The organism is Actinacidiphila guanduensis, assembly GCF_900103985.1.
Taxonomy (GTDB): Bacteria; Actinomycetota; Actinomycetes; order Streptomycetales; family Streptomycetaceae; genus Actinacidiphila; species Actinacidiphila guanduensis.
Genome location: NZ_FNIE01000017.1, coordinates 98,911 through 115,705 on the forward strand (window position 1 = coordinate 98,911; position 16,795 = coordinate 115,705).

Genomic DNA, 16,795 nt, shown 5'->3' on the forward strand with positions numbered 1-16,795 from the left:
CGCAGACGAGGGAGCGGCAATGCACGAGCCGCAGCAGTTCCACCACGACATGTTCCACCACGCCGGTGTCCGCACCCACTACGTGACCGCGGGCACGCCCCCTGCTGACACCGAGGACGGCCGGACGATCGTGCTGGTGCACGGATGGCCGCAGACGTGGCGGGAGTTCCGCCTCATCATGGGCCCCCTCGCCGAGTACGGCTGGTTCGTCGTGGCCCCGGACGTGCGGGGAGCCGGAGGCTCGTCGAAGCCCGAGGGCGGCTACGACAAGCAGACGATGGCGCGCGACCTCAAGGCGCTGCTCGACCACCTCGGCGTGACGAAACCGGTCACCCTCTTCGGCCACGACCTGGGAATGCTGGTGACGTACGCGTACGCCACTCTCTATCCCGACGACGTCGACCGCCTCATCGTCGCCGAAGCCCCGATCCCCGGCACCAAGGTCTACGAGAGCGTGCTGGCCACAACCGAGTTCAGCAAGGACCCGTTGTGGCACTTCCACTTCCACGGCGCGCCCGACAACGCCGCCGAGCAGCTCATCGCGGGCAACGAGTTCGCCTACATCCGCTCCTTCTACGTCAAGCTCAGCGCCAACCCCGACGCCATCCCGATCCCGGAGGCCGAGCACTACGTCGCCGACTACACCGCTCCGGGTGCCATGCGGGCGGGTATCGAGCTCTTCCGGGCCTTCGAGCAGGACGCGCGGGACAACCAGCGCACCCTGGCGGACAAGGGCAAACTCGGCATCCCCGTCCTCGGCATCGGCGGCACCGCGAGCTTCTTCCTGCCGGTGGCCGAGCAGATGCTCTCCGAGGTCGCCGAGGACGTCACCGTCCAACCGATCGAGGAATCAGGCCACTGGCTCGCCGAAGAACAACCCGGCAAGGTCCTCCAACGGCTGCGCGAGTTCACGCGAGTACCCGCCTGAGCCGACCGTCCCCGCCCCCTGCCCGGCGGGTGGAATGACGTCCGCCCGGGCCTCCGCATGGTGGCCGTCCTCCTGGGAAGGCCGGTGAGACAGGTGACGGCCGTCGACACCCGCGGATTCTGGAAGATGCTGCGCGCGCTGCCGGTGCCGGACGACGCGGAGTTCCTGTACGGGCCGGAGCCCGACGGGCGGCTGCGCGAACGCAACCTGCGGCGTTACCACGAGCTCGTTGCCGCCACCATGGACGCCCGGGGGCCGCGGGTGATGATGGTGGGCGAGGCGCCCGGCTACCGCGGACACACCATATCCGGCGTGCCGTTCACCAGCGTGCGGCAACTGACGGCCAGACCCGGACTGATCACCGGCGCCCCGGAAGGCGACGGCTTCGAAGTGCCGGAGCACCCCGCAGCGCGCTGGGAGCAGTCCTCCGCGATCGTCTGGCGGGCCCTGGCCGCCTGGCGCGGACCGCTTCCCCTGATCTGGGCTGTCTACCCCCATCACCCGCACGAGCCCGGACACCCGGCCACCAACCGTCCACCACGGGCCACCGAAGTGGCGGCCGGCGCGCCGATCGCCCTCAGCCTGGCCGAAGCGTTCGGCATCACCGACTTCCTCACCGTGGGCCGCAAGGCTCAGGGCGCCCTCGCCCGCGCGGGCATCCAGGCGACCCCCTTGCGTCACCCGGCCCAAGGCGGCGCCCGCGCGTTCACCGAGCAACTCGCCGCGTACAACGCCGCCCGAGGTCAGGATCGCTGAAGGAGGCTTTCCTGCCGCCGGAACCCTCCGGAGGAACGACGGTCCGGCAAACGTTCATGGACAACCCACCGGCGGACCGTGCCACCGTTCGGCCGCAGCCTGCGGGTGAGTGGCGTTTGACGAAAGTCGACCGGTTGTCTACTTTAGATGACCGGTCGGCTAGTACCTGGACCGGCCATATCTCAGCAGCCATCGGAGCCTCGTGATGACCACCCCTGTCAAGCTCGCCATCGTCTACTACTCGTCCACCGGCACCATCGCGGAGATCGCCAAGGAACTCCATGACGCCGGCGTCAAGGCCGGAGCCGACGTCCGCCTGCTCAAGGTCGCCGAACTGGCCCCCCAGGCCGCCATCGACTCCAACCCCGCCTGGGCCGCCAACCAGGCCGCCACGGCCGACATCCTCGAAGCCACCCCGGAGGACATCGAGTGGGCCGACGCCGTCATCTTCGGCACCCCCACCCGCTTCGGCAACGTCTCCTCGCAGCTCAAGCAGTTCATCGACACGCTCGGTGGCTTGTGGGCCGAGGGAAAGCTGGCCGACAAGGCCTACAGCGGCTTCGTGTCCACCGCCACTGCTCACGCCGGCCATGAGTCGACCCTCCTGGCCCTGTACAACTCCGTCCACCATTTCGGCGGCATCATCGTCTCCCCGGGCTTCACCCACCCCGCGAAGTTCACCGACGGCAACCCCTACGGCACGTCGCACGCCGACGGCCAGGGCGCCAACCCGGTCGAAGAGGTCACACGCACGGCCGCACGCATCCAGGCCGAGCGCGTCGTCAGGATCGCCGCCACCCTCAAGGCGGCCGCCTGAGCGCATCAGCCGCCTCACCCGCACCCGTGGCCGGCCTGCCTCTCCTCTCCGGTACGGAAACGGCCCGCTCCCGGCCGCGAGGGGGTGCTTGCCCCCTCGCGGCCAGGGGCGGGGCCGGTCCGTCACGCGCGGGTGAATCAGCAGAAAAACCAGAAAGGATGGAAAATGAGGGAATTCCTGGTCCAGCTCACCACGACCGTTCCTGAGGGAACCGACCCCGAAGAGGTCACGCGACTGCGCGCCGCCGAAGCCGTCCGCGCCAGGGAACTGGCCGCCACCGGTCACCTCGGCCGCCTGTGGCGCCCGGTCGGCGAGATGCGCAGCATCGGTTTGTGGCGCGCCGAGGACGAAGCCGACCTGCGTGCGAACGTGCTCGGCACCCTGCCCCTGTGGCCGTGGATGACAGCCGATGTCACCGCGCTGCAGTCACACCCCAACGACCCGGGCCCCACCAGGTGACCCACCACTTCCACGTCCGACCAGGAGGTAACCGATGAACGGCACGGCAGCAGCAGAGGACGCCATCCTGCGTGGCGTCATGGACCGATGGAAGTCCGCGGTGGACGCACACCAGCCGCAGCAGGCCGCCTCACTCTTCACCGAGGACGCCGTCTTCCAGGGCTTGCACCCCTACAGCGCCGGCCGCCAAGGCGTCGCCGACTACTACGACTCCCAGCCCACGGGGCTGAAGGCCGACTACCAGGTGCTGGAGACACGCAGGCTCGCGCAGGACGTCGTGCTCGGCTACCTGGGTGTCGACTTCTCCTTCACCGACAGGCCGACCCTCCAGGTCACCCTCAGTGTGGTGTTGAGACGGCTCGGCAACGAGTGGTACCTCAGCCACTACCAGGTGTCCAAGCTCGATTGAGCGTTCCCTGCACACTCACGGCATGCCAGGCGCCTCCGCGCGCGGCATGCCGTTTTGTGGCGCCAGGCCGCCGACAGGATCAAAGCGACCGCCTACCGCGCCCCAAGCAGACCGGAACGCGCACGGCGTCGCCGGAGCTGTCGAGCCGGCGGCAGCAGGTCCCCGGGCGCACGCCCTCAGACCCGGGCCGGGGCCTTGGCGCCGAGCAGCGCCAGGCAGTTGGCCCACAGGGTGCCCAACGTCGAGGTGTTGTTGTAGAGCTTGGCGAACAGGATCTGCCCCTCGAGCTGGGCGACCACCGACTGGGCAGCCGCACGCGTGTCCGGCACAGTCACCTCGCCGCGCTCCCGGGCTTCGGCGATGACTCCCGCGACCAGCTCGGCCTGAGCTTCGAAGATCTCCTGCAGACGTTCGCGTACGGCCTCGGTCTGGTTGCTCATTTCCAGGGAGAGATTGCCGAACAGGCAGCCCGAAATCGCCCCGCAGCTCTCCTGGCCGGTCCGCTGAGTGGCCTCCGTGGCCTCGAACAGCTGTCGCAGTCGGTCAAGCGGCTCGGCGTCGCCGCCCAGGATCCGGACCCACTCGCGTCGTTCCGAGTCCCAGTGCTCGTCGATCACCGCGAGGGCCAGGGCCTCCTTCGAATCGAAGAAGTAGTAGAAGCTGCCCTTCGGGACCCCCGCCGTCTTGCAGATCTCGGCTACGCCCAGAGCCGAGTAGCCGCGCTGCTCGATCAGAGAGTGCGCGGCGGTGAGGATCTTTTCCTTCGCATCGCTTGTCCGGCCCATGCGGCCGAGTATACGACCGATCGACTATATCGCGATGGTGGTCCTCATTCGTTCTCCCGGAGATCGCGTCCCCTTCGGGGCCCGTTCCGCCGGCAGGAAGCAATCCGGAATCTGGTGCGCGAGCACGACCCCACCGGGCCGGTCTTCCCGGCGCTTCGGGCGCCAGACTGCCGACCGTCACCCGATCGGTGGCCACGCCGACCGGTCGCGGTCAGTGTGTGTCCCACCAGTCCGCGATGAGGGCGGCGTAGGCGGCGGGCTGCTCCTCCCAGCAGAAGTGGCCGGCGCCCCGGACGAAGTCGGCCCGGCTGCCGGGGATGCGCTCGGCGAGGAAGAGCGCGTTCTCCTGGGGCACCACGGCGTCGTTCTCGCCCGCGACGACGCGGACCGGCGTGGTGATCCCGGGCAGCAGCCCGGCCAGCCGCGGCAGCTGCGCCGGGTACTGCTGCACGTAGGCGAGGGACTCGGCGAAGCGGCCGTCCCGGTAGGAGGCGATGTAGTCCTCCCTGACGTGCGCGGGAGCCGTGTAGCCCTTGATCGTGCCGAGCGCGGTGTCCACGATCACGGCCGGGTCCACCTCGCGGTAGCGGTCCGGGTCGGGCTCCTCCACCCACTCCTTGAGGATGCCCGTCACGTTCACCGGCACGGCCGCGCCGCCGCTGCCCACCACCACGCTGCGGAACGCCCGCGGGTCGCGAGCGGCGGCGAAGAGCAGCGCCGAGGTGCCGATGTCGGGGCCCACGGCGTGCGGGCGGCGCAGCCCCAGCGCCTCCACCGCGCGCAGCACGAAACCGCCCATCGCCTCGGGCGACCGCAGCTCCCCCGCCCCCTGCGAACCCCCGTACCCGGGCAGATCGAGGGCGACGAGCCGGGCATGCCCGGACAGCTGCTCCCACACACGCTCGAAGGCGTAGACACTCTCCGGCCAGGGACTGAGCAGCAGGGCGTCGGGGCCGGTGCCGCCGCTGTCGGCGTACCGGACGCGAAGTCCGTCCACAGTGGTGAACCGCGGCGAGATGGGGGACATGTCCGGGCCTTCCTGGTTTCGGGGACGATTGAAAACGACCGACCGTCTTAAACGTAGCACGAGCGATTCGGGGCGGCCGGCTGCGTCGCCGCCTCGGGATCAGCCGTGTCACGGGCGAGGCGGCTGTTTCGCCCATAGGTTCGGGCGGGTGCGGACGCGCTAAAGTTGAGCCGTCCGGTCGTTTTAGATGCAAGGGAGGGCGGCATGCCCCGGAAGAGCCTGCGCGGGGAGCTGGTCGCGGCGGCCACCGAGCAGTTCCACACCCTGGGGTACCACGCGGCCGGGGTGAAGACGATCGCGGACGCCGCCCACGCGCCCAAGGGCTCCTTCTACAACCACTTCGAGAGCAAGGAAGCCCTCGCCGTGCTGGCGCTGGAGGAGTACGGGCGCACCCGGCGCATCCCCGAGCTGCTCGACACCTCGGTGGACCCGCTGCAGCGGCTGCGCGCCCACTTCCAGTTCCTGCGCGAGGAGAACCTCGCCCACGCCTTCCGCCGCGGCTGCCTCGTCGGCGACCTGTCGGTGGAGGTGGCCGACAGCAGCGAGCCCGTCCGGGCGGCCGCCGGCCGGGCCTTCGCCAACTGGCGCGACGCCATCGCCTCGGCCGTCGGGAACGCCCAGCAGGCCGGGCTGGTCTCCCGCGCCGTGGACGCCGACACCCTGGCCCGCTTCGTCCTCAACGCCTGGGAGGGCACGCTGATCGCCGCCCGCGTCGAGCGCACGGCCCGACCCTACGAGGCGTTCTTCACCCTCGTCTTCGACACCCTCCTCACCTGACCCCGCCCGCTCGGGACCCCGCAGCCAGCCCGACGGCCGCTGGGCGGTGAGCCGCCAAGATGAGGAGCACCGCCGCCGGCACCAGCGGCACGACGACCAGCCGGTCACGCGTCGGTGGCCTGGGTGTCCAACTGCTGGGCGCTCGGACCGCCGACGTAGGTGCCATGCGGCAGCACGGCCCGCAGGGCGTCGAGCGTGGTCGTCTCGCCCGCGGACCCGGGCGGGTCCTGCGCGTGGACGGACACCTCGCTCCCGCCGTGGCCGGTGGGCCCGCGCGCCACCGCCGCGACACCCCGCGTGGCACGGGCCGTCGCCGTCGTGCGGGCGGCACCCTGTCCGGACGGAGGCCGGCCCCGGTCGCCGCCCCGGCGCGAACTCGGCAGGTACGCCGGTTGAGTAGGCGTACTCATGCCGAGCCAGGGGCGGCTGCCGCACGCTGTTCACACAACGGCGCGGCCCTGTCACCGACTGCCCGCCGATGGCACAGCAGCAGCCACTTTCAGGGGGATTTCATGTCCAAGAAGCTCGTCGGCGCCTCGCTCGTCTCAGCTGCCGCCGTCGCGGCCGGCACCGTCGTATTGGTCACCTCCGCCGGTGCCGCGGCGCCCGCGAAGCCGGCCATCACAAAGGCCACGGCCCGCTACGCGCCGTCGACCGGCGGTGCGGACGCCAGGCTCACCGTCACCGCCACCGTGGCCGACAACTCGGGCGTGCAGGGCCTGAAAGTGCTCGCGTGGCCGGCGAGTTCGGGCCTGGCGCCCAAGGCCGCCGAGATGAAGGCCGTCGAGAACGCCACGTGCAAGGCGACGTCGTCGACGGCCTCGGTGTGCACCTACACCGTGGAGGACTCCGCCAAGGACGCGGCCGCGATGCCCGCGGGTACCTGGTACGTCTCCGTGCTCGCCACCGCCAAGGACAGGGGCACGACCTTCGCGCCCAAGGCCGCGACCTTCACCGTCAAGCACTGAGCTCTTTCGAGCACATCACTCTGGTCAAGATCACTGCCGGTTCGGGATCAGCGAGGCCACCGCCCACGCCTGCACCAGCACGGTCACCGGCCTGCTCGCCGAACGGGCGCCGGGCCTGCTGACGGTCCCGCGCGGAACAGATCCCGAGTTCGTCCTGCTGGACGGCACGCTCACCGAGTGCGACAGCGTCGGCGACGGCCCGGGGGCCGGCCGACTACTCCGCCGAGCACCGCCACGGGATGAACGTCCAGGTCGCCACCGACCCGGAAGGTCGGCTGCTGTGGCTCTCACCCGCACTACCGGGCCGAGCCACACTTGACCGCCGCCCGCTCCCACCTCATCATCCGCATCTGCGAACGCCAAGGCGTCCCAGTCCTGGCCGCCCTCGTCCGCGGTGTGCCGGGCGACGTACTCCGCGACCGGCTCGGTGGTGCGGTCGATCGGGGTGGCGTCCAGAGTCTGTCCGATCGATCATGTGCGGAGCCAGATGATGAGGGCTGCGGCGGTGACGGTGCCGAGGTGGACGTAGCCGCGTTTGTCGTATCTGGCGGCCACGGCTCAGGGCCGTTTCAGCTTGTTGATGGCCCGCTCGACGGTGTTGCGTTTCTTGTAGCGCTGCTTGTCGAAGCCGGGTGGTCGTCCGCCGCGTGAGCCCTTGCGCCGGCGGGCGGCCTGGCTGTCGGTCTTCTCCGGGATCCCGGACAGAACCTAGACGGGCAGGCCGAGATGACGCGGGGTCTCGAACCAGAACTACTGATCGTCCTGGAACATCAGCTACCGCGCCGCATCTCCCTCTCAAGGACGGCCCGAAAGGCGCGCGGGGGCCGACCGGTGAGGCGCTGGACGGTGTCGGTGATGCGGTCCTCCGCCCCTCCGGCGATGGCACGGTCCATGCCGGCCAGCATTGCGGCGAACTCCACCGGCACCTGCGTCGTGAGGCGATCGCGCATCTGCTCGTAGGACAGACGGCGGTGGACCACGGCCCGACCCGTGACCTCGGTGATGATCGCGGCGATGTCGTCGTAGCCGAGGGCCTCGGGGCCGGTGAGGACGAGATCGGTGTTGGGGGCCTGCTCGTCGGTCAGAGCGTGGACGGCGACGGCCGCGATGTCCTCGGCGTCGACGAAGCCGACCCGGCCGCTTCCGGTGGCGGTCCAGATGATGCCCTCGTCGCGGATGCTACGGGCGTGCGCGTGCTCGCCGGTGAAGTTCTGCATGAACCACGAGGGCCGCAGCACCGCCCACTGTTCGAACAGATCGGGCAGGGCCCGGTGCACCGTTCCCACCGCCGGGCCGCCCTCAGGGATGGCCGAGGAGCTCAGCAACACCGCGCGGTGCACGCCGGCGGTGCGGGCCTGACGGAGGAACGGCAGCATGATCGCCACGGGATCGGAGTCACCCAGGGGCGGTACGAGGTAGACGCGGTCGACGCCGTGGAGGGCGGCCGCGTGGGTGGCGGGGTCGTACCAGTCGAAGGGTACCGGCTCGGCGCCGGCGACCGGGGTGGCCCGGCGACTGGCGGCTCGGACGCAGTGGCCCAGGGCCGTCAACTGTGCGGCGGTGCGGCTGCCGGTGGTGCCAGTGGCACCGATGACCAAAGTGGTGCCGGCGGTGGTCATCGGCTGCTCCCGGCGAAGTCGGCGCCGGGCTCCTGGACGGCGAGGGGGTTCCAGTAGTCGCGGTAGGAGGTGATGTGTCCGTCTCGAACGGTCACGACGGCGATGTAGGTCATGTCGAAGGGAACGTCGCTCTCCACCAGGCGGCCGACGCCGCGCATCTCGACCACGATGGTCGCCGGATCGGTGGTCTGGTGGATCCGCAGGTCGGGGAAGTCGTGCAGGTCGATGTGGTCGGGGTAGTGCCGCATGTAGGCGGCGACGGCCTCCTTGCCCTCCAGCCGCCGGGGCCAGCCGTCGGGGGCGAAGGGGAACTCCATGAGGCCGTCCTCGGCCCACAGGTCGACCCACGCGGGAATGTTCTTGTCGAGCAGCAGTCGCAGGCCGTGGCGGTACAGATCCGCCGGGGATGTCGGTGCCGACATGGGTGTCCTCCAGTCGTAGAATCCGGACCCTGGGTCCGATTCAACGATATGGACCGCGGGTCCGTTTTGCAAAAGGAGGGAGCGGCATGCCCGAACGGCAGTCGTCCCGCAAGGACGCCGTCCGCAACCGGGAGGCCGTGCTCGCGGCCGCCGACGCCCTCTTCGCCCGCCGTGAGAGCCCCGAGGACGTCACCATGGCCGACGTCGCGGCTGCGGCCGGCGTCGGCAAGGGCACGCTCTTCCGGGCCTTCGGTGATCGCGCCGGGCTGCTCCGCGCGCTGTATGAGGCGCGGCTCGAACCAATCTGGCAGGCCGTCGAGACCGGCCCACCACCCCTGGGACCCGCAGCCCCACCGCACGATCGTGTACCCGCCCTGCTCGACGCCGTCCTGTGCTTCAAACTCGACAACCGGCGCCTTGCGCTGGCCCTGGAGGAAGGCGGGAGCGGCAGCCCGTACCGGGCGGAGCACTACAAGCGGTGGCACAGCCTGCTGCGAGCCGTACTGGAGCAGATCCCCGGCCTGACCGACAGCGACTTCACCGCCCATGCCCTGCTCGCCGCCACACGAGCCGACCTCGTCGAGCACCTGGCCGGAGAAGAGCGCGTTCCGCGGAAAAGAATGCGGGCACAGTTGGCGAACTTCGTCACCGGAGTCCTGACCTCCGGTCCACTGCAAGGGTTGACCGCCGAGGAGTGATCGAGGATCGGCCGAGTCCTTGATCAGCGGGGCCTCTCGGCAAACGACCCTTTGACGCGGACGACTTCGAGTGCTGGTGCGGTGGTGGCCATCGCCATCATCGCGGACGACTTCGCGGACGGTTTCAACACCTACGCTCTCAGCTGGTCGGCCTGACCGGGGGCCGCCGATCCACCGCGGGTCGGGCCCGCGGTCCGGAGGTCACCCGACCGGGCTGGCGCCGTGCTGGAAGACGTTGATGAAGTTGCCGTCGTTGTCCCGAATGGCAGTGGAGACACTGCCGTCCCCCAGATCCAGCTCGCTCCACACGATGGTGACCCCGTTGTCGCGGAACCACCGCGTCGCGGCGGCGAGGTCCTCGACGCGGAAGACGAGCGCCTTGGTGCCGATCGGCCGGATGTGCGCCGGGGGGTCGGCGGTGAGTTCGGGCAGCCGAAAGCCGTCGGGTGTCCGGAGCAGTTCCAGCTTGAAGCCGGGCCCCTGCAGGTACGCCACGTCGGCGTTGATCGCGTCGAAACGTGATGTCGCGAGGAGTTCGAGCCCGAAGATCCGGCGCCACCACTCGACGGACGCGTCGATATCACTGACGGTCACGGTGATGTTGTGCAGGGTGAACGAGAAGCGGTCAGGGTTTCCCATGACGATCATCACTTCTGCGCCGTCGACTGCGCGCCCCCAAGCGGCAGCTGACGCAGGTGCCGCCGCGCCCGGGCTCAATACCCATGGTGCGTCCGGCCGTAGGAGGCGGCAACTTCGCAGGCGGGCACGAGACGATGCGACCACAGAGCCCTGACCTGCGGCGTCGCCGACCCCCGCGTGGCCATTCCGCAGGCATCGACGCCTCCCGCCGTGCCGGGCTCTGCCACAAGGCGGCACCGGCCCTTCCAGTGGCGGCTGTTCTCAGGCGAGCGGTCGGGCCACCATCGCTGGACGGCCTCGGGTGTCCACCGCTGGGTGACGAAGTCCGCACGTCAGGGCCCTGACTGTTCTGCCCGGGGAGGTTGTGGACAGAACAGCTGGGGCGTCAGGAGGTGGCGGCCGTTTTGTCCGGGTCGCGGGTGTGGTGGCCCGCGCCTGCGGGGCTGTGCGCTTGGAAGGCCGTGCGGTAGGTCTGGGGTGCGATGCCGACGACGCGGCGAAAGTGCGGGCGCAGGGCGACGGCATTGGTGAAGCCGACGTTGCGGGCGATGACGTCGATGCTGGCGTCGGTGGTCTCCAGGAGTTGCTGGGCCTGGTTGATGCGCTGGACGAGCAGCCATTGCAGGGGTGAGTCGCCGGTGAGTTCGCGGAAGCGGCGGTCGAAGGTGCGGCGGCTCATGCAGGCGCGGGTGGCGAGGGTGTCGATGTCGAGGCCGGGGTCGTGGAGGTGTTCGACGGCGTGGGCCATGACGGCTTCGAGCGGGTCGCCGCTGCTTTCGGGGACCGGGCGTTCGATGTACTGGGCCTGTCCGCCGCTGCGCTGGGGTGGTACGACCATGTGCCGGGCGATGGTGTTGGCGATCCTAGCGCCGAACTCGCGGCGTACGAGGTGCAGACACGCGTCGATGCCGGCCGCGGTGCCGGCGGAGGTGAGGACGTCGCCGTCGTCGACGAACAGCACTGTGGGGTCGACCCGGATGTCGGGGTGGGCGGCGGCGAGCACGGGTGCCCAGCGCCAGTGGGTGGCCGCCCGCCGGCCGTCGAGGAGGCCGGCGGCGGCGAGGACGAAGGCGCCGCGGCACAGGCCGACGATGGTGGCGCCGTCCTTGTGGGCTGCACGCAGCGCGTCCAGCACCGGTTCGGGCGGTTGCTCCTCCGGCCGGCGCCAGGCGGGGACGATGATCGTGGCGGCCGCCTTCAGGGCTTCCAGGCCGTGTGGCGCGTGCAACTGGATGCCGGAGCTGGTGGTGAGGGGGCCGGGGTCGCCGGCCACGGCGAGCACGGTGAACAGGGGCACGCCGCTGTCGGTGCGGTCACTCCCGAACACGCTCATAGGGACGCTGGTCTCGAAAAGCGGCGCTCCGTCGAACATCAGGACCGCGACGGTCTGCCGATCCCGCTGACCCATGCCGTCTCCCCACCTCCCCCGCGAACGTGGCTGGATTCTATCGGATGACAGCTTCCAAGACACTCACCGGTTGTCCGGGGGCCGGGCAGTATCGGTGATGCCGGGCGAGCCCCGTGCCCGCGGCGGGACCCTCCGAGGCCCGCGCGCCACCACCAGGAGAAACAGGACAACGCGATGAGCACGCTGCAGAACACCCGACGGGGGATCCGGATCGAGTCCGTCGGCGGTCCCACCGCGATCCTGGAGATCGGCGGTGTGCGGCTGATCACCGACCCCACCTTCGACGCGCCGCAGGAGTACGACTTCGGTCCGGGCCGCATCCTCGCCAAGACCGCCCCCTCCGCCCTGTCGCCCGGCGAGGTCGGCCCGGTCTCCGCCGCCCTCCTCTCGCACGACCAGCACATCGACAACCTCGACATCTCCGGCCGCGCCTACCTGGCCGAGGTTCCGGTCGTGCTGACCACGCAGAGCGCCGTCGACCGGATCGGCGGTACCACCCGGGCCGTGGGCCTGTGGGAGCATGTCGAGCTGCCGCGCCCGGACGGCGGCGTTCTCCGCGTCACCCGGGTACCGGCGCTGCACGGTCCCGAGGGCACCGAGCACATCGTCGGAGAGGTGGCCGGCTTCGTCCTGTCCGGCGACGGGGTCCCCACCGTGTACGTGAGCGGGGACAACGCGTCGCTCGACGTGGTGCGGGAGGTCGCCGATCGGTTCGAGCGGATCGACGTCGCCATCCTGTTCGCCGGCGCGGCCAGGACGGGGCTGGTCGACGGGTTCCTCACCTTGAACGGCCGTCAGACCGCCGAGGCCGCCCGGATCCTCGACGCCCCGCACGTGGTCCCGGTGCACTTCGACATGTGGCGGCACTTCACCGAGGGCGCCTCCCACATCGTCGACGCCTTCGCCGAGGTCGGCCTCAGTGAACGGCTCACCATCCTGGCCCCGGGCGAGCATGTCACCGTCGGCGGCTGACCGCGGCTGACCCGTCCGGCCCCTGGACCAGCACGCCCCCGGGCGGCGGCGTGAACACCAGGGTTGCGCCACCCCCGCCGGGCGGGAACGCGGCACCCCGCAGGGCCCGCCCCCGACACCGTGCGGCCGGCCATGACCGGCGTGCAACTCCGAACCGCGCAACTCATCGCAGAGAGAGATCTCCCGTGTACGAGTCCCCGGCCGCGTCAGGGCCGCGTTCACACCCTCGCAGGAACGGTCACGTGGACCTGCCGGCGGACATCGGCTGGACCGGACTGCTCACCGCGCACATGCGAGCTGTCGAATCGGCCCGCCCGGACCGCCTGTTCACCGACCCGCTCGCCGAGGCAGTCGTCGACGTCGTCCGCCATGCGATCCGCACCGATCCGGATGCGGCCCTGCCCACCGGACCCGCACCCGGCACCGGAGAGTTGACGGAGACGTGGTCCATGCTCTCCACCTACCTCGGCGTGCGCACCGCCTACTACGACCGGGTGGTGCGCGAAGCGGCCGCAGAGGGTATCCGGCAGGTGGTGGTGCTGGCGGCGGGGTTCGACGCGCGCGCGTTCCGGCTCGGACTGCCCCCGGAGACGGCCTTCTTCGAGCTCGACACCGAACCCGTCCTGCGCTTCAAGGAAACCGTCCTGGCGGACGCGGCACTGACGGCAGGCGTACGACGGCACGCCGTCCCCGCCGACCTCCGCGGGCCGTGGCACGAGGCACTGACCAGGTCCGGGTTCGCCCCGGAAGTCCCGACCATGTGGCTGGTCGAAGGCCTGTTCATGTACCTTTCGGCCGCCGACAGCGACGCGCTGCTCGCGCAGGTCAGCTCCCTCAGTGCCCCCGGCAGCCGCATGGCGCTGGAGTACTACGAGGACAGCCCGCGCGTGACCGACGCCGGCGCGTCGGGCCCTGTCGAAGTGGCAGTCATCGAGCGGATCGTCGGATTCTTCCAGTCCGGCCCGCCGCTGCCGCCGGACCAATGGCTCGCGTCGCACGGCTGGGCCGCCGACGTCTCCACCCTCGCGGCCGAGATCACCGCCCGGAAGCGGCCCCTGCCGCTGATGTTCCAGGCCGGAAGGCCGCACGAGGTCAACCTGTGGCTGGCCGAGGGCCGGCTGAGGTGACACCGCGCACCCACCCGGTCATCGACGCCCGTCCCCTCGCACCGGAACGCCGCCCGCCGGAGCCGGTGTGCGCCCCCTGGGTGCCCGGTTGTGCGCTGCGTCATTTGCCCACCGCAGAAACGCTCACTCTGGCCTCCATCGGGTGATCGCCGCCGCGAGGGCTGGGCAACGCTTTCCCGTCCTGGGCACAGTCGTCCGCGTACTGCTGCGCGGTCCGAGAAGCGGGGGGGCGTCGTGGGCCCTCCACATGCGACATGCGGGGAGAGAAGAGAGAACCGATGACAGTCACCGAGAATTCGAAGCATGTGATCACCGCCGGCTCCCTGGGGCCGGGCTCGCTGGGGCACCTGGTGGAAGAAGTCGCGGCCTCCGCCGTCGTCGCCCAGGTGGCCGCGCTGGGCGTGGCGGCGGGCATGAACGTAAAAATGGTGAACGCGACCGACAACACTGCGGCGAACAGGGTCCAGGAGAGGATCAAGGAGACTGCCGACAGCTATCTGAAGCAAGGCGTCCAAGGTTTGATCTTCATGTTCACCAGTATTCTCGCGGCGCAGAGGTTCATGGAATCCGCCGCGAGGTCCGACCCGTTCAGGGTTGCCCTCGGCGCCCACCTCGGCAAGACGCTGAACGGTCCGATGGACAGGTCTCGTCAGCTCGCGGGTGAGGCGGAAAACCTGAAGGCCGCCATCAAGGGAAACGTCCAGGAGCTGGAGAAGTGCCTTGACGAAGAAATCGACCGCCTGACCGGCAAGGGTGGACGCGTCAAGGAGGTACAAAAGGAGCTGGAGTCGCTCCAGAAAGAAGCAACAGCAATCCTGGAGAACATCGTCAAGAAGTCGCACGACGCCGGCAAGGGCGTGAAGGACATCCTGGACGACCTCAAAGGCATGTTCAACCCGGAAAAGAAGAAGGAAGGCACCACCAAGCCGGAAGAAACGGGGGCCGCTGAAGCCGGAAAAGAGCCCGCCGGAACGGGGGAACCGCTCGGAGCGGAAGACGGGACCTCCCCGCTGGACACCAGGGAGGGAATCGACACGATCGGCCGCATGAGCGTGAAAGCCCTCACCCAGGCCCTCCGCGACAACGTCAAAAAGCGCGGCGTCCTGCATCAGGAGCTCGCCCGGCACGACATGGCACTGTCGGTCAACGCGGCGGTCCGCTATCAGGTCACTTCCTTCGACAAGGCGGTCACGCGCTACGCGAACGCGGTCGAAGCCCTCGACTGCGGCCTCGAGGGCGCCCAGCGAAGCATCGACCAGTTGGTCGTCGATCACCAGGCGGACGGCCAGGACAGCGTTGACGATTTCTTTGTCGAAGAAGGCAAGGGAGAGTGGGGCAAGGTCGCGGAGAAGATCAATACGAGCCTCGAAAGCATCAAATCCGCGCACTGATGCGCACAGAGACCACAGACCACACGCAGACCGTCCGAGTGCGCCCAGCAACACCACCGGAAAAGGGGAAAGTCATGGCCCGTGACACCATCCAGGTCCATGAGACCGTCAACCAGCAGAGCCTCCTTGCGAAGAGCGTGGCGGAGCAGAATGTCAAGTCGCTCCAGGTCCAGCGCTACGCTGTGGCCGTGCAGCAGCAGCCGCGGGCCGACTTCGGAACCGCCGACAAACGGCTGACGGAACGCGCCCGGCTGATCAACAGGGAGCTGGAGAGCGCCAACAGGGCCGTTGCCCACTATCTCGCGGAAGTGCAGCCCGTATCGCTCCGGCTCGTCACCGACGCCCAGGCGTACTTCGCCCTGCAGGACAACGTCCTCGCGAGTCTGACCGGCATGAGAACAGAAACAGCGATCAGGATGATCGACGTCCTGGAAAGGAAGACCCGGGAATACAGCCGCGAGGCCGATGCCGTGTCGAGGGAGATCGGGAAATCCCAGAGCACCTTCTCCGAGAACGCCAAGGAGTTCAGGGAGCACGCCGGGGAAATCAACAAATTCGTGAGCGGCGACAACGGCCTGCTCAAGACACTGCAGGACGACTTGGATCAGGTGGAGTCATCCATCAACCACCACTGGGTGGGCGCAGGGGTCAGCGCCCTGGCCATCGGCGGGGGCATCGCTCTCATCGTGATCGGCAGTGTCGGGACGCTCCTCACCGGTGGGCTGGCCACAGCGGCCGTCGTGGGTGGCGGAGCCCTCCTCCTGGGCGGAATCGGCGGCGCGGTCGGCACGGGCGTGGGCCTGGCCAATCTCTACCAGCAGAAGAGGAACCTGCTGGAAGAGCAGGCCAGGCTGCGCCAGGAGGTCAAGCTCCTGACCGACTGCAGCACCGGCCTCACCGGACTCGAGACGGCCGCGGAAGCCGCCGCTGTCGAGGCCCAAAGCGCCAAGAACGCCTGGGACATCGTCGGCGGACATCTCGCCTCCCTCAGTTCGACCCTGCGCGACGCGAAGGACCCCAGCTTCGAGGAGGACATCCGCCGGGTGTTCGTGGAGACCGCGCGCACCAACCTGAGCGACACGCAGAACGGCCTGCGCGGCGTACAGCGTTTGATGACCCCGGAGACCGTCATCGAGCCCGCCAGGAGGACCGACCACCTCATCCTCGCCTACACCGACGATCTGGAGAGGCGCAAGCCGGAGAACCTGTGCCAGGCGGCATGAACGTCCGCCCGTCCGCAAGCTGGTGGCCGACGTCTGTACCACGATCGTGCAGCCCGTGGCCGCGATCGCGTGCGTCGCGGCCACGGGCTGCACGTGGCAGCAACTGCCGGCGGCTTCGCCCGATCACCGTGCGGGGCCCGAAGAGGTCAGCTTGCGGAAGCCCATCGGCCGCTGGTCGGCGGCAGTTGACGACCTCGTCAGCGCCCTGGGCCTGAAGCTGTCGTTGCCGCCCGCGCGCCGTCGCATACGGCGTGGTGTCGGCATGCCGGGGAAGACCGCGTCCGGGGCGGGCCGGGGATGCGGATGAACGGATCTCCGGGCCCGCGGTGCACATCCGCACCACCATGGGGCACCCCATGCGTCACCCGAC

General features: G+C 69.7%; 20 protein-coding genes and 2 pseudogenes. 14 read left to right on the forward strand and 8 right to left on the reverse strand.

Annotation, left to right across the window (positions count from 1 at the left end; all coding sequences use genetic code 11):
* Positions 1-19: 19 nt before the first annotated feature.
* The 5 genes from BLR33_RS29475 to BLR33_RS29495 all read left to right on the forward strand — a co-directional run bounded on the left by BLR33_RS29475 (position 20) and on the right by BLR33_RS29495 (position 3,369).
* Complete coding sequence (locus tag BLR33_RS29475) at positions 20-928, forward strand: alpha/beta fold hydrolase (protein ID WP_093787693.1); 909 nt, start codon at positions 20-22, stop codon at positions 926-928.
* 84 nt (positions 929-1,012) lie between these two features.
* The gene (locus BLR33_RS29480; protein ID WP_218136724.1) at positions 1,013-1,684 is read left to right on the forward strand and encodes a uracil-DNA glycosylase family protein; all 672 of its coding nucleotides are present in this window, start codon (positions 1,013-1,015) and stop codon (positions 1,682-1,684) included.
* 205 nt (positions 1,685-1,889) lie between these two features.
* The gene (gene wrbA / locus BLR33_RS29485) at positions 1,890-2,501 is read left to right on the forward strand and encodes an NAD(P)H:quinone oxidoreductase (RefSeq protein ID WP_093787695.1); all 612 of its coding nucleotides are present in this window, start codon (positions 1,890-1,892) and stop codon (positions 2,499-2,501) included.
* Between the two features lie 165 nt (positions 2,502-2,666).
* Positions 2,667-2,960, forward strand: coding sequence for a muconolactone Delta-isomerase family protein (locus BLR33_RS29490; protein WP_093787696.1), 294 nt, complete (start codon positions 2,667-2,669; stop codon positions 2,958-2,960).
* Positions 2,961-2,994: 34 nt separating this feature from the next.
* Complete coding sequence (locus BLR33_RS29495) at positions 2,995-3,369, forward strand: SgcJ/EcaC family oxidoreductase (protein ID WP_093787697.1); 375 nt, start codon at positions 2,995-2,997, stop codon at positions 3,367-3,369.
* Between the two features lie 176 nt (positions 3,370-3,545).
* Here BLR33_RS29495 and BLR33_RS29500 read toward each other — a convergent pair whose 3' ends face one another.
* Together BLR33_RS29500 and BLR33_RS29505 are read right to left on the reverse strand one after the other, a co-directional pair.
* On the reverse strand, positions 3,546-4,154 hold the full coding sequence (locus BLR33_RS29500) for a TetR/AcrR family transcriptional regulator (protein ID WP_093787698.1): 609 nt from the start codon (positions 4,152-4,154) through the stop codon (positions 3,546-3,548).
* Between the two features lie 211 nt (positions 4,155-4,365).
* A complete protein-coding gene (locus BLR33_RS29505; protein ID WP_093787699.1) occupies positions 4,366-5,181 on the reverse strand; it encodes an alpha/beta fold hydrolase in 816 nt (271 codons plus the stop codon).
* Between the two features lie 204 nt (positions 5,182-5,385).
* On the opposite strand from BLR33_RS29505, the gene BLR33_RS29510 reads away from it, so the two are divergent.
* Positions 5,386-5,958 carry a TetR/AcrR family transcriptional regulator gene (locus BLR33_RS29510; RefSeq protein WP_093787700.1) on the forward strand — a complete coding sequence of 191 codons (573 nt, stop codon included), beginning with the start codon at positions 5,386-5,388 and terminating at the stop codon, positions 5,956-5,958.
* Positions 5,959-6,062: 104 nt separating this feature from the next.
* Here the strand turns inward: BLR33_RS29510 and BLR33_RS35390 are convergent, their stop codons facing one another.
* Entirely contained in the window at positions 6,063-6,239 is a 177-nt protein-coding gene (locus BLR33_RS35390) for a hypothetical protein (RefSeq protein WP_176930603.1), read from the reverse strand.
* 231 nt (positions 6,240-6,470) lie between these two features.
* On the opposite strand from BLR33_RS35390, the gene BLR33_RS29515 reads away from it, so the two are divergent.
* Both BLR33_RS29515 and BLR33_RS29520 read left to right on the forward strand, forming a co-directional pair.
* Positions 6,471-6,926, forward strand: coding sequence for a DUF5707 domain-containing protein (locus tag BLR33_RS29515; protein WP_093787701.1), 456 nt, complete (start codon positions 6,471-6,473; stop codon positions 6,924-6,926).
* Positions 6,927-6,934: 8 nt separating this feature from the next.
* Positions 6,935-7,313, forward strand: a pseudogene (locus BLR33_RS29520) (IS5/IS1182 family transposase); the annotation flags it as partial.
* Between the two features lie 84 nt (positions 7,314-7,397).
* Here BLR33_RS29520 and BLR33_RS36465 read toward each other — a convergent pair.
* The 3 genes and pseudogenes from BLR33_RS36465 to BLR33_RS29530 form a co-directional block, all read right to left on the reverse strand.
* Positions 7,398-7,622, reverse strand: a pseudogene (locus BLR33_RS36465) (IS5/IS1182 family transposase); the annotation flags it as partial.
* Positions 7,623-7,696: 74 nt separating this feature from the next.
* Positions 7,697-8,545, reverse strand: a complete 849-nt coding sequence (locus tag BLR33_RS29525) for an NmrA family NAD(P)-binding protein (protein WP_093787702.1) — start codon at positions 8,543-8,545, stop codon at positions 7,697-7,699.
* Positions 8,542-8,967, reverse strand: coding sequence for a nuclear transport factor 2 family protein (locus BLR33_RS29530; RefSeq protein ID WP_093787703.1), 426 nt, complete (start codon positions 8,965-8,967; stop codon positions 8,542-8,544). The genes BLR33_RS29525 and BLR33_RS29530 overlap by 4 nt, the downstream gene beginning before the upstream one ends.
* An 86-nt stretch (positions 8,968-9,053) precedes the next feature.
* Between BLR33_RS29530 and BLR33_RS29535 the strand changes: the two genes are divergently transcribed.
* On the forward strand, positions 9,054-9,665 hold the full coding sequence (locus BLR33_RS29535) for a TetR/AcrR family transcriptional regulator (RefSeq protein ID WP_093787704.1): 612 nt from the start codon (positions 9,054-9,056) through the stop codon (positions 9,663-9,665).
* Positions 9,666-9,866: 201 nt separating this feature from the next.
* Here the strand turns inward: BLR33_RS29535 and BLR33_RS29540 are convergent, their stop codons facing one another.
* Together BLR33_RS29540 and BLR33_RS29545 are read right to left on the reverse strand one after the other, a co-directional pair.
* Positions 9,867-10,304, reverse strand: coding sequence for a VOC family protein (locus BLR33_RS29540; RefSeq protein WP_176930605.1), 438 nt, complete (start codon positions 10,302-10,304; stop codon positions 9,867-9,869).
* A gap of 385 nt (positions 10,305-10,689) precedes the next feature.
* Entirely contained in the window at positions 10,690-11,712 is a 1,023-nt protein-coding gene (locus BLR33_RS29545; protein WP_093787706.1) for a helix-turn-helix domain-containing protein, read from the reverse strand.
* Between the two features lie 174 nt (positions 11,713-11,886).
* Between BLR33_RS29545 and BLR33_RS29550 the strand changes: the two genes are divergently transcribed.
* The 5 genes from BLR33_RS29550 (at position 11,887) to BLR33_RS29570 (ending at position 16,732) form a co-directional block, all read left to right on the forward strand.
* Positions 11,887-12,684: an MBL fold metallo-hydrolase gene (locus BLR33_RS29550; protein WP_093787707.1), complete on the forward strand. Its 798-nt coding sequence runs from the start codon at positions 11,887-11,889 to the stop codon at positions 12,682-12,684.
* A gap of 242 nt (positions 12,685-12,926) precedes the next feature.
* Positions 12,927-13,811: an SAM-dependent methyltransferase gene (locus BLR33_RS29555; RefSeq protein ID WP_093787708.1), complete on the forward strand. Its 885-nt coding sequence runs from the start codon at positions 12,927-12,929 to the stop codon at positions 13,809-13,811.
* 278 nt (positions 13,812-14,089) lie between these two features.
* Positions 14,090-15,202: a hypothetical protein gene (locus BLR33_RS29560; RefSeq protein WP_093787709.1), complete on the forward strand. Its 1,113-nt coding sequence runs from the start codon at positions 14,090-14,092 to the stop codon at positions 15,200-15,202.
* A 74-nt stretch (positions 15,203-15,276) separates the two neighbouring features.
* On the forward strand, positions 15,277-16,425 hold the full coding sequence (locus BLR33_RS29565; protein ID WP_176930607.1) for an HBL/NHE enterotoxin family protein: 1,149 nt from the start codon (positions 15,277-15,279) through the stop codon (positions 16,423-16,425).
* Positions 16,426-16,480: 55 nt separating this feature from the next.
* On the forward strand, positions 16,481-16,732 hold the full coding sequence (locus tag BLR33_RS29570; protein ID WP_143031784.1) for a hypothetical protein: 252 nt from the start codon (positions 16,481-16,483) through the stop codon (positions 16,730-16,732).
* The last annotated feature ends 63 nt before the right edge of the window (positions 16,733-16,795 follow it).

What these genes read in the sequence shown, in the direction of transcription:
- BLR33_RS29505 (WP_093787699.1), bottom strand. Translation starts at nt 5,181, where the DNA reads ATGTCCCCCATCTCGCCGCGGTTCACCACTGTGGACGGACTTCGCGTC.
- wrbA (WP_093787695.1), top strand. Translation starts at nt 1,890, where the DNA reads ATGACCACCCCTGTCAAGCTCGCCATCGTCTACTACTCGTCCACCGGC.
- BLR33_RS29560 (WP_093787709.1), top strand. Translation starts at nt 14,090, where the DNA reads ATGACAGTCACCGAGAATTCGAAGCATGTGATCACCGCCGGCTCCCTG.
- BLR33_RS29490 (WP_093787696.1), top strand. Translation starts at nt 2,667, where the DNA reads ATGAGGGAATTCCTGGTCCAGCTCACCACGACCGTTCCTGAGGGAACC.
- BLR33_RS29565 (WP_176930607.1), top strand. Translation starts at nt 15,277, where the DNA reads ATGGCCCGTGACACCATCCAGGTCCATGAGACCGTCAACCAGCAGAGC.
- BLR33_RS29545 (WP_093787706.1), bottom strand. Translation starts at nt 11,712, where the DNA reads ATGGGTCAGCGGGATCGGCAGACCGTCGCGGTCCTGATGTTCGACGGA.
- BLR33_RS29530 (WP_093787703.1), bottom strand. Translation starts at nt 8,967, where the DNA reads ATGTCGGCACCGACATCCCCGGCGGATCTGTACCGCCACGGCCTGCGA.
- BLR33_RS29500 (WP_093787698.1), bottom strand. Translation starts at nt 4,154, where the DNA reads ATGGGCCGGACAAGCGATGCGAAGGAAAAGATCCTCACCGCCGCGCAC.
- BLR33_RS29540 (WP_176930605.1), bottom strand. Translation starts at nt 10,304, where the DNA reads ATGGGAAACCCTGACCGCTTCTCGTTCACCCTGCACAACATCACCGTG.
- BLR33_RS29550 (WP_093787707.1), top strand. Translation starts at nt 11,887, where the DNA reads ATGAGCACGCTGCAGAACACCCGACGGGGGATCCGGATCGAGTCCGTC.
- BLR33_RS29535 (WP_093787704.1), top strand. Translation starts at nt 9,054, where the DNA reads ATGCCCGAACGGCAGTCGTCCCGCAAGGACGCCGTCCGCAACCGGGAG.
- BLR33_RS29510 (WP_093787700.1), top strand. Translation starts at nt 5,386, where the DNA reads ATGCCCCGGAAGAGCCTGCGCGGGGAGCTGGTCGCGGCGGCCACCGAG.
- BLR33_RS29475 (WP_093787693.1), top strand. Translation starts at nt 20, where the DNA reads ATGCACGAGCCGCAGCAGTTCCACCACGACATGTTCCACCACGCCGGT.
- BLR33_RS29495 (WP_093787697.1), top strand. Translation starts at nt 2,995, where the DNA reads ATGAACGGCACGGCAGCAGCAGAGGACGCCATCCTGCGTGGCGTCATG.
- BLR33_RS29525 (WP_093787702.1), bottom strand. Translation starts at nt 8,545, where the DNA reads ATGACCACCGCCGGCACCACTTTGGTCATCGGTGCCACTGGCACCACC.
- BLR33_RS29515 (WP_093787701.1), top strand. Translation starts at nt 6,471, where the DNA reads ATGTCCAAGAAGCTCGTCGGCGCCTCGCTCGTCTCAGCTGCCGCCGTC.